Consider the following 12332-nt stretch of genomic DNA (forward strand, 5'->3'; position numbering starts at 1 on the left):
TTGCGAGACGTTCGTCGGGCCAGAGCTCGGATCGGACGTTCGAGCCGAGTAGAAGAAGGAGCTCATGACCGACACCACGTTGCCGCCGGAGGGTCCGGGGCACGACCGCATCGAGCCCGTCGACATTCAGCAGGAAATGCAGAACAGCTACATCGATTACGCGATGAGCGTGATCGTGGGCCGTGCCCTGCCCGATGTGCGTGACGGTCTGAAGCCTGTGCACCGACGCGTGTTGTACGCGATGTTCGACAACGGCTTCCGCCCCGACCGCGGCTACGTGAAGTCTGCGCGTGCGGTTGCCGAGACGATGGGCAACTATCACCCGCACGGCGACTCCTCGATCTACGACACGCTGGTGCGTCTCGCGCAGCCGTGGTCGATGCGATACCCGCTCGTGGACGGCCAGGGCAACTTCGGTTCCCGAGGCAATGACGGTGCGGCCGCCATGCGGTACACCGAGTGTCGCCTGACCCCGCTCGCGATGGAGATGTTGCGGGAAATCGACCATGAGACGGTCGATTTCCAGCCGAACTACGACGGTCGTACCCAAGAGCCGACGGTACTCCCCAGCCGTGTCCCCAACCTGTTGATCAACGGTTCGGGCGGTATCGCGGTCGGTATGGCGACCAACATCCCCCCGCACAACCTGCGTGAAATCGCTGCCGCGATCTACTGGGCGCTCGAGAACTTCGAGGCCGATGAAGAGGCCACGCTCGCGGCAGTCATGGAACACATCAAGGGCCCCGACTTCCCGACGTCGGGCCTGATCACCGGTTCGCAGGGTATCCATGACGCGTACACCACCGGTCGTGGTTCGGTGAAGATGCGCGGCGTCGTGGAGATCGAAGAGGACTCCAAGGGGCGATCGTTCATCGTCATCACCGAGTTGCCGTACATGGTCAACCCGGACAATCTCATCACGTCGATCGCGGAGCAGGTGCGCGACGCGAAGATCGCGGGTATCTCCGATATCCACGACGAGTCCTCCGACCGCATCGGCATGCGCATCGTCGTCACGGTCCGCCGCGACGCCGTTGCCAAGGTTGTGCTGAACAACCTGTACAAGCACACGCAGCTGCAGACGAGCTTCGGCTGCAACATGCTCTCGATCGTCGACGGGGTGCCGCGCACATTGCGCCTCGACCAGATGATCCGGCTGTATGTGAACCACCAGGTCGAGGTCATCGTCCGCCGGACGCGCTACCTGCTGCGGAAGGCAGAGGAACGTGCACACATCCTGCGCGGCCTGGTCAAGGCGCTCGACGCCCTCGACGAGGTCATCACCCTGATCCGTGCGTCGCAGACGGTCGACATCGCGCGCGCCGGACTGATGAATCTCCTCGATGTCGACGAGATCCAGGCCGATGCCATCCTGGCGATGCAGCTGCGACGTCTCGCTGCGCTCGAACGTCAGAAGATCGTCGACGACCTCTCCGAGATCGAACGCGAGATCGAAGACTACAAGGACATCCTCGCCAAGCCCGAGCGGCAGCGCGCGATCGTCCGCGAGGAACTCGAGGAGATCGTCGAGAAGTACGGCGATGACCGTCGCACCCGCATCGTTCCTGCAGACGGCGACGTGGCCGACGAGGACCTGATCGCCCGCGAGGACGTGGTGGTCACGATCACCGAGACCGGCTACGCCAAGCGCACCCGCACCGACCTGTACCGGTCGCAGAAGCGTGGCGGCAAGGGTGTCAAGGGTGCAGACCTCAAGCAGGACGACATCGTCAAGCACTTCTTCGTGACGTCGACGCACGACTGGCTGCTGTTCTTCACGACGAAGGGCCGCGTCTACCGCGCGAAGGCGTACGAGCTTCCCGAAGCGAACCGCACGGCTCGTGGTCAGCACGTGGCGAACCTGCTGGCATTCCAGCCGGACGAGCGGATCCAGGGCGTCATCAGGCTCAAGACGTACGAGGACGCGCCGTACCTGGTGCTCGCAACCCGCAACGGCCTGGTGAAGAAGTCGCGTCTGTCGGACTTCGATTCCAACCGGTCGGGCGGCATCGTCGCGATCAACTTGCGCGACGAGGACGAGTTGGTCGGCGCCGTGTTGTGCTCGTCCGAGGACGACTTGCTGCTCGTGTCGGAGCTGGGCCAGTCCATCCGTTTCTCGGCCACCGACGAGGCATTGCGTCCGATGGGTCGTGCGACGTCCGGCGTCCAGGGCATGCGGTTCAACGGCGAAGACAAGCTGTTGTCGCTCAATGTCGTCAAGGAGGGCACATACCTCCTGGTCGCGACGTCGGGCGGTTACGCGAAGCGCACGTCGATGGAGGACTACCCGGTCCAGGGCCGTGGCGGTAAGGGTGTTCTGACGATCCAGTACGACAAGCGACGTGGCACCCTGGTCGGTGCAGTGATCGTCGAGGACGACGATGAGTTGTACGCGATCACGTCCGGTGGCGGGGTCATTCGTACTGCTGCCAAGCAGGTGCGCAAGGCAGGCCGACAGACCAAGGGTGTGCGTTTGATGAACCTGGGTGACGGCGACATGTTGCTTGCGATTGCACGCAACGCCGACGAGCCCGAGGAGATCGACGCATCCGAATCGAAGGAGTCGTAAGTGAGTGCTCCCAAGGGACCGAACGGATCCGACCAGGGACCATCCGCCCGGAAGCCCGAGAATCGGAACGGGCGGGAGGTGGAGACCGAATCGAGCGGTCAGGGCACTGAGAAGAAGGCGCCCACGTCGTCGAACACTCAGTCGTCGAACACTCAGTCGTCGAACACTCAGTCGTCGAATGCGCGGCCGTCCGAGCAGGTAAAGCCTGCTGGGGACGCCGCGAAGCCGGACGCTCCGTCGGGGAAACCCGTCGAGAAGCCTGCTGCAGAGTCGAAGACCCCGGCCGCGCCGTCGGAGCCCGCCGCCGCGAATCAGGGCAAGGGCGCGAATCAAGGCAAGAGCGAGTCGGCTCCCGCCGCGGACCAGGCCATGCGGCCGGTGCAGCGTTCGAACCCGACGGCGCGTCCGTCGGGTCAGACTCCGCCGTGGCAGCGTGGACAGCAGCCGGCGACGAACAAGCAGGCGGCTGCGCCACAAGATCAGTCCCAGCAGAACACTCCGCAGACGAATCTCCCCGGGGTGGGCCCGGGCCTGGGGAAGACCGCGAAGCGCCCTTCCGGGGGCTCTCAGCGTCCCGCGACGGGGCCTCAGCCGGTCGTGGGTAAGCCCGCTGCTGCGAAGAGTAGCTCTGCTCCGACCCGACCCGTCGTCACCGGCACTGCGGCGTCCATGGCCGGGGGTGCGCAGGGGTCCGACCGTTCCGCGGCGAAGGCCAAGGCCGCGGTCATCGATGGACCGACACGTCACATCGAGCGTAAGGATCTGGCGAAGGACCTGCCGGATCTGTCGAGCGTCAAGCACCCGACGCCTGCTGCTCCGGTGGCGGTGGAAACTCCGCATGCGAGCCCGGTCGTCGTGGCGCCTGCTGCGGGTGACCCGCTCAGGGCGACCGTGCAGCTGCGACGCATCGACCCGTGGTCGATGCTCAAGGTGTCCGCGATCATCTCCCTGTCGCTGTTCTTCGTGTGGATGATCGCGGTGGGCCTGTTGTACGGCGTGCTCGCGGGTATGGGCGTATGGGATCGGTTGAACAGCGCCTTCACCGACCTCGTGTCGGAGTCGGGTAGTGACGGCCTTATCACAGTCGGTCAGGTGTTCGGCTACGCGACGGTGATCGGTTTGGCCAACATGGTGTTGATGACCGCGCTCGCGACGCTCGGTGCGTTCATCTACAACCTGTGCAGTGACCTCGTCAGTGGTGTTCAGGTCACTTTGGCAGATCCGGATTGACCTGCAGGAACGCTGCCCCATCGAGGCAATTTTGTTCTTCGAGTATCGGTGGGGTAGTGTTCCATCTCGGTTCGAGGGCCTATAGCTCAGGCGGTTAGAGCGCTTCGCTGATAACGAAGAGGTCGGAGGTTCAAGTCCTCCTAGGCCCACTCCCCGTGCCGAAAGGGCAGTCAGAATGAAGGTTCTCATCGTGGTGGGAACGGTCGTTCTGGCAGTCTTCGGAATCGCCCGGATGCTTCGGAGCGAGGATGAGTGGCACGCGGTACCCAGCCGGTAGTTCGGCATACGGGGCCTTAGCTCAGTTGGTAGAGCGCTGCCTTTGCAAGGCAGATGTCAGGAGTTCGAATCTCCTAGGCTCCACAGTTGAAGGGCGCTTCCGAGAAATCGGAAGCGCCCTTCACTCGTTTGTAACGAACCTTCCTCCGCTTCCCTGGGTTTCCGCAGGTTCAGAGCCAACGGAAACCCAAGAGACGGGAGGAAAGTTTCCGATCAGGACCGCAGCAGCCGGGCGATGGCGTCGGCTGCTTCTTTGATCTTCGCGTCCGCTTCCGGACCACCGGCGACGGCGGCGTCGACGACGCAGTGACTGATGTGGTCTTCGAGCAGGCCCATCGCGACGGCCTGCAGAGCTTTGGTCATCGCCGAGACCTGCGTGAGGATGTCGATGCAGTACTTCTCTTCTTCGACCATCTTCTGAAGTCCGCGGGCCTGGCCCTCGATGCGCTTGAGTCGCTTGAGATAGGCGTCCTTCTCGGTGATGTATCCGTGGCCTGCGTGCTCATGGCAGTCGGCCTCGGGGACCTCGGGTGGTGTGGCCGCGGGGGTGGGGGTGGCCATGGTGTCCTCCTGGCTGTCATGTGGCACTTCGTCGATTATGGCTCAGCGGAAACGGCGAAGTCGCAGGCTGTTGCTGACCACGAACACCGAGGAGAAGGCCATTGCGGCGCCCGCGATCATCGGGTTGAGCAGACCCATCGCCGCCAGCGGTAGTGCCGCGACGTTGTACGCGAAGGCCCAGAACAGGTTGCCCTTGATGGTGCCGAGGGTACGACGAGACAGACGGATCGCATCCGCTGCCGCCCGCAGATCGCCGCGGACGAGAGTCAGATCGCCGGCCTCGATCGCGACGTCGGTGCCGGTGCCCATCGCGAGCCCGAGATCGGCCTGAGCGAGTGCTGCGGCGTCGTTGATCCCGTCGCCGACCATCGCGACGACCTTGCCCTGATCCTGCAGGCGCTTGACGACCTCGACCTTCTCCGCAGGCAGAACTTCGGCGATCACCTCGTCGATTCCCACCTGCGCTGCGATGGCCGTCGCCGCAGCGGTGTTGTCGCCGGTGAGCATGATCGGTGTCAGGCCGAGTTCGCGCAACTGGTCGATCGCCTCGGCTGAGGTGGGTTTGACAACGTCGGCGACCACCAGCACTGCCCGCGGAGCACCGTCCCAGCCGATCGCGACGGCGGTTCTGCCGTCGGCCTCAGCGGCTGCCATGGCGTCGTCGAGGACGGTGGGCAGTGGCTGGGCGAAGTCGGCGAGCAGCCGCGTCCGTCCGATGAGTACCGCGTGGCCGTCCACAGTGCCCTGTACGCCGAGTCCGGCGATGTTGGTGAACTGTTCCGCGTTCGGCAGGGTGCCGACCTTCTCGCGGGCACCTTTGGCGATGGCCTGTGCGATGGGGTGTTCGGAGGAGTCCTCCAGAGCTCCTGCCAGACGCAGCACCTTGTCGGTGTCCTCGCCGTCGGCGACGATCACATCGACGAGGGTCATCTTTCCGGCGGTGATGGTGCCTGTCTTGTCGAGAACGACGGTGTCGATGCGTCGGGTCGATTCGAGGACCTCGGGGCCCTTGATCAGGATGCCGAGTTGTGCACCGCGACCGGTGCCGACCATCAGGGCGGTCGGTGTCGCCAATCCGAGCGCACAGGGGCAGGCGATGATCAGCACGGCGACGGCTGCGGTGAATGCAGCGGAGACCGAGCCGGTGGCGACGAGCCAGACCACGAGAGTGGCGATCGACAGGGCGATCACGATCGGGACGAAGACACCGGAGATCCTGTCGGCCAAACGTTGGGCCTGGGCTTTACCTGTTTGAGCGTCCTCGACGAGCCGTGCCATCCGGGAGAGTTGCGTGTCGGATCCGACGCGGGTGGCGCGAACGACTATCCGTCCACCCACGTTGACGGTGGCGCCGACGACCTGGTCGTCCGGACCCACCTCGACCGGCACCGATTCGCCGGTGAGCATCGAGGTGTCCACGGCGGAGGAGCCATCGACGACGACGCCGTCGGTGGCGATCTTCTCGCCGGGCCGGACCACGAACTCGTCGCCGACGGTCAATTCCCCGATCGTGATCCGCTGTTCGACACCGTTGCGGAGCACCGACACTTCCTTGGCGCCGACTTCGAGCAGTGCACGTAGCGCCGCTCCTGCGCGACGCTTGGAACGTGCTTCGAAATAGCGGCCGGCGAGGATGAAAGTGGTGACCCCGGCTGCCGCCTCGAGGTAGATGTTTCCTGCGCCGTCGGTGCGGGAGATGGTCAGTTCGAAGGGATGCGTCATGCCGGTCATCCCGGCTGTGCCCCAGAACAAGGCGTAGACCGACCAGCCGAGTGCGGCGAGGGTGCCGACCGAGACGAGGGTGTCCATGGTGGCGGCGCCGTGTCGTGCGTTGGTGAAGGCGGCCTTGTGGAACGGCCAAGCGCCCCATACGACGACCGGAGCGGCGAGGGTGAGCGAGAGCCACTGCCAGTTCGGGAACTGCAATGCCGGGATCATGGCCATGGCGATCACCGGCACGCTCAGCACCAGTGAGATCAGCAGGCGCTGCCGCAGTGCCGCTGTCGGATCCGGTTCCGCGACGGGCTCGGAGTCGGTGGTAGCGGGCGGTGCGGGGAGAGACGCGGTGTAACCGGCCTGCTCGACGGTCGCGACGAGGTCGGTGGGCGATACCTCTCCGACGTAATCGACGCGCGCCTTCTCGGTGGCGTAGTTGACCGTGGCTGTGACTCCGTCGAGCTTGTTCAGTTTGCGCTCGATCCGATTGGCGCAGGACGCGCAGGTCATACCGCCGATCTCGAGTTCGATCCGGCCGGCGGCCTGGTCGATGCCGGTGTTCACCATGTCCTCCTCGCTGGTGGTCGCTGGCGCAGTCGGTCAGCCGGCGATCGTGTAGCCGGCTTCGTCGACTGCTGCTGCGATTGCTGAGGTGTCGATCACGGTGTTCGATTCGATGTCGACGCGTCCGCTTTCGAGGTCGACGTTCACTCCGGTGACGCCGGGGATCTCGCCGATTTCTTCACGGACAGAGGAAACGCAGTGTCCGCAGGTCATGCCGGTCACCGTGATGGTGGTGGTGCTCATGTGTTCCTCTTCTCGATCGGTGCAGGTAGACGTTCCATCGACCAATGTACCTATACCCCCCACGGGTATCAATTGTCGATGGGGTGGACCACTCGGTGGCCGCGTGGGATCTTGGGGACGAGAAACTTCGAAGAAATTCTGCCGACGATGTCGAGACCGGCCGAACAGCTCCGTCCCAGGTGTGGATGCGGCCATAGGGGTTGCGCAGAACCGAGGAGACCACGATGGCGAAGTACCTGTTGCTCAAGCATTACCGCGGCGCACCCGAATCCGTGAACAGTGTCCCCATGGATCAGTGGACCCCGCAAGAGGTGGACGACCACGTGAAGTACATGAACGATTTCGCGGCGAAACTCGAAAAGACCGGTGAATTCGTCGACGGCCAGGCCCTCGCACCCGAAGGCACGTTCGTCCGATACGACGGTGAGGGACGCCCGCCGGTCACCGACGGACCCTTCGCGGAGACGAAGGACCTCATCGCCGGATGGATGGTGATCGACGTCGACTCCTATGAGCGCGCCGTGACGCTTGCCGGTGAGTTGTCGGCAGCCCCGGGTGCCGGCGGCAAGCCGATCCACGAGTGGCTCGAACTGCGGCCGTTCCTCACCGCACCGCCGACGATCACCGAGTGACGTGGACGAACAGCTGCTCAGGGAGCTGACACCCGCAGCGATCGGCGTCCTCGTGCATCGCGGAGTCGACTTCGAGACCGCCGAGGATGCCGTGCAGGAAGCACTCATCGAGGCGGTCCGGGCATGGCCGGACCGCCCACCCGCGGACCCGAAGGGGTGGCTGGTCGCGGTGTCGTGGCGCAAGTTCGTCGACGTGTATCGCTCCGAGACGGCGCGTAGGGATCGCGAGCAGCGAGTCGTGATCGAGCCGCCACCCGGCCCGACCGAGACGGCCGACGACACGCTGCATCTGTTCCTGCTGTGCGCCCATCCGTCCCTGACCCCGACGTCGGCCGTGGCACTCATGCTGCGCGCCGTCGGGGGTCTGACGACCAGGCAGATCGCATCGGCCTACCTCGTGCCGGAGAAGACGATGGCACAGCGGATCAGCCGGGCGAAGAGAACCGTCGCTGGTGTGCGGTTCGAATCGACGGGCAATCTCGCAACGGTGCGACGCGTCCTCTACCTGGTGTTCAACGAGGGCTACACAGGCGAGGTCGACCTGGCTGCCGAAGCGATTCGGCTCACTCGGCAGCTGGCGGGCACGAACGTCGACGAGGAGACCGCCGGGCTGCTGGCGTTGATGCTGTTGCACCACGCTCGTCGATCCGCTCGTACGCGTGCGGACGGGAGCCTGGTCCCGCTGGCCGAGCAGGATCGCTCCCGCTGGGACATCTCGCTCATCACCGAGGGCGTCGAGATTCTGCAGGCCGCGTTGGCCCGAGACCGGCTCGGCGAGTTCCAGGCCCAGGCCGCCATCGCGGCCCTGCACGCCGACGCGCTGCGGGTCGACGAAACCGACTGGGTGCAGATCGTCGGTTGGTACGACGAGTTGCTTCGCCTCACCGGAAGCCCGGTCGTCGAACTCAACCGTGCCGTCGCGATCGGTGAGGCCGACGGTCCTGCGGCAGGGCTCGCGGCCTTGGCCGCAGTAGATCCCGATCTGCCGCGACACCGCGCAGCCTCGGCGTATCTCCACGAGAAGGCAGGTGATCTCGCGGATGCCGCGCGGATGTATGCCGAAGCGGCTCGGTCGGCTTCCAATCTGGCAGAACGTCACCATCTCATGAGGCAAGCGGCGAGAGTGAGTCGGCTGATACCCGGGCCGGGTGCATGTTTCACGTGAAACGACGGCCCTGTACGACGCTTCGTAGTACCAGACGTACCATTGGGTCATGTTCACCGAACGCACGCTCGTGGCGCATACGCGCGGGTGTTTCGTCGGGGGTACTTCCGGTGCAGTCAGTATCGCCGCTCATGCAGCGGGCGGGGGAGCAACGCCCGGTCAGGGTTCTGTTGCCCTTCTCCTCGCGGCGGCAGTTGCGGTCGGGGCGACGGCGGCGGGAACTCGCCTTTCCGCGATCGCAGTCCTCACGGTAGGCCAAATTCTCGGCCACATCGCACTCGTTCTCGAGTCCGGGCACATACACGTGCCGAGCCTCGCCATGGTCGCCGCGCACATTGCGGCAGTGGGCGTCGCGGCTGTGCTGATCATCGGCGCAGAGCGCGGCTGCAGCATCGCGCTGGCAGCACTGCATCGTCTCGTCCCACGCGGTTACACCGCGCCGCCCGTGCGTTCGCGCGTCACACCGTGGGTCGAGCACCGTCCGCGCACACGTCGTGTGCTTCTCCCCGCCGCCGGGCTCGGCACGCGAGGTCCACCGGCTCTCGCGGCCTGACCTCGACCTCGTTCACGAGCCCCTCCCGGGATCGCTGCTGTGCGGCGATCGGCGTGGCCGCATGCCCGGAAGACAGTATGGAGAAAAACCCGATGATCAAGACTTTCAGAACACCACTTCTACTCACCGCCGCCGCCGTTCTCGTTGCGGGCTGCAGTACCGACAGCGACAACACGGTCACCGCAGACTCGCTCGTCGTCTCGTCCTCCTGGGCGAAGGCAGCCGACTCCGGCATGACCGCCGCGTTCGCGGAACTCGAGAACACCGGCGACGAAGACGTGCACATCGTGTCGGCAACGAGTCCCAGCGCGGGCAGCACCGAACTGCACGAGATGGTCGCGGTCGACGGCGGCGCCGTGATGATGCGGGAATCCGAATCCGGGTTCGTCGTCGAGGCCCGCAGTGTGCACAGCCTCGCACCCGGAGGCGACCACCTCATGCTCATGGATCTGACCGGACCGATCGTCCCCGGAGCCGACGTGAGCTTCACCCTCACCTTCGACGACGGTTCCACGAAGGACTTCACAGCCCAGGTGCGGGACTTCGCGGGTGCCCAGGAGGAATACGCGCCCGGGCACGGAGGTGGAGCCGGAGCCGATCACAGTGGCTGAGCTCAGTCGTCGTCGTCTGCTGGGTGGTGGCGCCGCGGTGCTGGGTGCGGTCGGTCTCGGTGCGGCGGGCGCGGGAGTCGCTGCTGCGACTCGGGAACCCGAGCGGATGGGAGCGAACACTGTCGACTGCCACGGTGTGCACCAGGCAGGGATCGATACCGCACCGCAGGCGTTTTCCTCGTTCGTCGCCTTCGACCTGAAACCGGATGTCGATCGTGTCGGGTTGATCGGGGTCATGAAGGTGTGGGCCGAGGACACACGTCGGCTCAGCCAGGGAATGCCGGCGCTGGGTGACACCGAACCCGAGCTGGCGGTGGATCCCGCGCGGCTCACCATCACCGTCGGCTACGGCAGCGCCGTGTTCGATACGGCAGATCTGGCCGCTGCACGACCGTCGTGGCTTCGGCCGCTACCGCTGTTCGACATCGACAGGCTCGAGGACCGTTGGTCGGGTGGCGACCTGTTGTTGCAGGTGTGTGGCGACGATCCGGTGACGGTGTCGCATGCGGTGCGCACGCTCACCAAGAGTGTGCGGTCGCGTGCGTCGGTGAGGTGGGTGCAACGAGGCTTCAGGCATGCCGTGGGCACCAGACCCGACGGGTTGACGATGCGCAACCTGATGGGCCAGGTCGACGGCACCGTCAATCCGCCACCGGCGACCCCGGACTTCGATCGTCAGGTATGGAATGTCGCTGAGCCGGCCTGGCTGACGGGTGGGACGTCACTCGTATTGCGTCGCATTCGCATGGAGCTCGACACGTGGGACGAGCTCGACCGTCCTGCCAAGGACCTCGTGATGGGTCGCAGGCAATCGGACGGTTCGCCTCTGACCGGCACCACCGAGCACGAGGATGCCGATTTCGAGGCGGTCGACGACCACGGGATCCCGGTGATTCCGCCGCAGTCGCACGTCGCTCGGGCTCGGCCGCGGAGCGCCGACGAACAGTTCCTCCGCCGCGCCTACAACTACGACGACGGCGACGGCTCAGGTCTGCTGTTCGCCGCGTATCAGGGTGACGTGGATCGGCAGTTCGTTCCCGTGCAGCAACGCCTTGCAGAGCACGACGCACTCAACATGTGGACCACCCCGGTCGGATCTGCCGTCTTCGTTATACCTCCTGGATATGGGTCCGATGGATATCCGGGGGATGTGCTCTTGGAGAACTGACCAAATGTGTGACGCCGGGCTCGGACGGGGTTAGCCTGATTGATGTGACCGGGGTAACACAGCAACGTCAGGGGTTTGCGTCGCTGAGGGAAGGTGGCCTCAACTGGGACGCCTTCCCTCTTCGGCTCTTCTCGAAGGGCAACGCCAAGTTCTGGGATCCTCACGACCTCGACTTCTCCCGCGACGCCGCGGATTGGGCAGACCTGAACTCCGAGCAACAGCGCAGCTCGACGTACCTCGTGGCGCAGTTCGTTGCCGGCGAGGAGGCGGTCACCCAGGACATCCAACCGTTCCTCCGGGCGATGGCGGCCGAAGGCAGGATCGGCGACGAGATGTATCTGACGCAGTTCTGCTTCGAGGAAGCCAAACACATGCAGGTGTTCCGGCTGTGGATGGACGAGGTGGGCCTCACGTCCGATCTGCATCCGTATGTGGCCGACAACCCCTACTACCGTCAGCTGTTCTACGAAGAACTACCGCACTGTCTGAAGGTGCTCGACTCCGATCCGTCACCCGCGAACCAGGTGCGGGCGAGCGTCACCTACAACCACGTGATCGAAGGAAGCCTCGCCCTCACCGGCTACTACGCCTGGCAGAAGGTGTGCACGACGCGGGGGATCCTGCCGGGCATGCAGGAACTGGTGCGGCGCATCGGCGACGACGAACGTCGTCACATGGCCTGGGGGACGTTCACGTGCCGGCGACACGTTGCGGCCGACGATTCGAACTGGAATGTCGTGCAGGAACGGATGAACGAGCTGCTTCCCATGGCACTGGGGATGATCGGGTGGGTCAACGACCAGTTCGACGAACAGCCCTACGGACTCGAGCCCGAGGAGTTCGTCGTCTATGCGGCCGATAGGGCGCAACGTCGCCTCGGGGCGATCGAATCCGCGCGTGGGCGGCCCGTTCAGGAGATCGACCTCGACTACACACCGGAGGTTCTCGAAGAGAAGTTCGGCGCCGAGGACGCGGCGGAACTCGCCTCGATCACCGGGACGGACACGGCCGAGTAGGCAGCGTCGAGTAATCAGCGTCGAATAG

General features: G+C 65.0%; 11 protein-coding genes and 2 tRNA genes. 10 read left to right on the forward strand and 3 right to left on the reverse strand.

Annotated elements, in window-relative coordinates:
• Nucleotides 1-64 precede the first annotated feature (64 nt).
• The 4 genes from gyrA to ACFWCF_RS04245 all read left to right on the forward strand — a co-directional run bounded on the left by gyrA (nucleotide 65) and on the right by ACFWCF_RS04245 (nucleotide 4159).
• Nucleotides 65-2569: a DNA gyrase subunit A gene (gyrA, locus tag ACFWCF_RS04230; RefSeq protein WP_378557541.1), complete on the forward strand. Its 2505-nt coding sequence runs from the start codon at nucleotides 65-67 to the stop codon at nucleotides 2567-2569.
• Entirely contained in the window at nucleotides 2570-3799 is a 1230-nt protein-coding gene (locus ACFWCF_RS04235; RefSeq protein ID WP_378557544.1) for a DUF3566 domain-containing protein, read from the forward strand.
• Between the two features lie 75 nt (nucleotides 3800-3874).
• A tRNA-Ile gene (locus tag ACFWCF_RS04240) sits at nucleotides 3875-3948 on the forward strand.
• Nucleotides 3949-4086: 138 nt separating this feature from the next.
• Nucleotides 4087-4159: transfer RNA gene (locus ACFWCF_RS04245), tRNA-Ala, on the forward strand.
• Nucleotides 4160-4288: 129 nt separating this feature from the next.
• Here ACFWCF_RS04245 and ACFWCF_RS04250 read toward each other — a convergent pair.
• Genes ACFWCF_RS04250 through ACFWCF_RS04260 form a run of 3 tightly spaced genes read right to left on the reverse strand, consistent with a single transcriptional unit; the run spans nucleotide 4289 to nucleotide 7159 of the window.
• Nucleotides 4289-4636, reverse strand: a complete 348-nt coding sequence (locus tag ACFWCF_RS04250) for a metal-sensitive transcriptional regulator (protein ID WP_378557547.1) — start codon at nucleotides 4634-4636, stop codon at nucleotides 4289-4291.
• 42 nt (nucleotides 4637-4678) lie between these two features.
• Nucleotides 4679-6919, reverse strand: coding sequence for a heavy metal translocating P-type ATPase (locus ACFWCF_RS04255; RefSeq protein ID WP_378557550.1), 2241 nt, complete (start codon nucleotides 6917-6919; stop codon nucleotides 4679-4681).
• A 33-nt stretch (nucleotides 6920-6952) separates the two neighbouring features.
• Nucleotides 6953-7159 carry a heavy-metal-associated domain-containing protein gene (locus ACFWCF_RS04260; RefSeq protein WP_378489666.1) on the reverse strand — a complete coding sequence of 69 codons (207 nt, stop codon included), beginning with the start codon at nucleotides 7157-7159 and terminating at the stop codon, nucleotides 6953-6955.
• Between the two features lie 224 nt (nucleotides 7160-7383).
• On the opposite strand from ACFWCF_RS04260, the gene ACFWCF_RS04265 reads away from it, so the two are divergent.
• The 6 genes from ACFWCF_RS04265 to ACFWCF_RS04290 all read left to right on the forward strand — a co-directional run bounded on the left by ACFWCF_RS04265 (nucleotide 7384) and on the right by ACFWCF_RS04290 (nucleotide 12304).
• On the forward strand, nucleotides 7384-7791 hold the full coding sequence (locus ACFWCF_RS04265; protein ID WP_378489667.1) for a YciI family protein: 408 nt from the start codon (nucleotides 7384-7386) through the stop codon (nucleotides 7789-7791).
• A 1-nt stretch (nucleotide 7792) separates the two neighbouring features.
• Nucleotides 7793-8956: an RNA polymerase sigma factor gene (locus tag ACFWCF_RS04270; RefSeq protein ID WP_378489668.1), complete on the forward strand. Its 1164-nt coding sequence runs from the start codon at nucleotides 7793-7795 to the stop codon at nucleotides 8954-8956.
• A 49-nt stretch (nucleotides 8957-9005) separates the two neighbouring features.
• On the forward strand, nucleotides 9006-9509 hold the full coding sequence (locus ACFWCF_RS04275) for a hypothetical protein (RefSeq protein WP_378557553.1): 504 nt from the start codon (nucleotides 9006-9008) through the stop codon (nucleotides 9507-9509).
• Nucleotides 9510-9601: 92 nt separating this feature from the next.
• Nucleotides 9602-10120: a copper chaperone PCu(A)C gene (locus ACFWCF_RS04280; RefSeq protein WP_378557556.1), complete on the forward strand. Its 519-nt coding sequence runs from the start codon at nucleotides 9602-9604 to the stop codon at nucleotides 10118-10120.
• Nucleotides 10113-11288 (forward strand): Dyp-type peroxidase, encoded by a 1176-nt coding sequence (locus tag ACFWCF_RS04285; protein WP_378557559.1) that lies wholly within the window; start codon nucleotides 10113-10115, stop codon nucleotides 11286-11288. Before ACFWCF_RS04280 ends, ACFWCF_RS04285 begins: the two co-directional genes overlap by 8 nt.
• Before the next feature lie 44 nt (nucleotides 11289-11332).
• Complete coding sequence (locus ACFWCF_RS04290; protein ID WP_378489672.1) at nucleotides 11333-12304, forward strand: R2-like ligand-binding oxidase; 972 nt, start codon at nucleotides 11333-11335, stop codon at nucleotides 12302-12304.
• Nucleotides 12305-12332: the final 28 nt, after the last annotated feature.

This window comes from Rhodococcus sp. NPDC060090 (assembly GCF_042729855.1).
GTDB lineage: Bacteria > Actinomycetota > Actinomycetes > Mycobacteriales > Mycobacteriaceae > Rhodococcus.

What these genes read in the sequence shown, in the direction of transcription:
- ACFWCF_RS04265 (WP_378489667.1), top strand. Translation starts at nt 7,384, where the DNA reads ATGGCGAAGTACCTGTTGCTCAAGCATTACCGCGGCGCACCCGAATCC.
- ACFWCF_RS04260 (WP_378489666.1), bottom strand. Translation starts at nt 7,159, where the DNA reads ATGAGCACCACCACCATCACGGTGACCGGCATGACCTGCGGACACTGC.
- ACFWCF_RS04280 (WP_378557556.1), top strand. Translation starts at nt 9,602, where the DNA reads ATGATCAAGACTTTCAGAACACCACTTCTACTCACCGCCGCCGCCGTT.
- ACFWCF_RS04250 (WP_378557547.1), bottom strand. Translation starts at nt 4,636, where the DNA reads ATGGCCACCCCCACCCCCGCGGCCACACCACCCGAGGTCCCCGAGGCC.
- ACFWCF_RS04275 (WP_378557553.1), top strand. Translation starts at nt 9,006, where the DNA reads ATGTTCACCGAACGCACGCTCGTGGCGCATACGCGCGGGTGTTTCGTC.
- ACFWCF_RS04255 (WP_378557550.1), bottom strand. Translation starts at nt 6,919, where the DNA reads ATGGTGAACACCGGCATCGACCAGGCCGCCGGCCGGATCGAACTCGAG.
- gyrA (WP_378557541.1), top strand. Translation starts at nt 65, where the DNA reads ATGACCGACACCACGTTGCCGCCGGAGGGTCCGGGGCACGACCGCATC.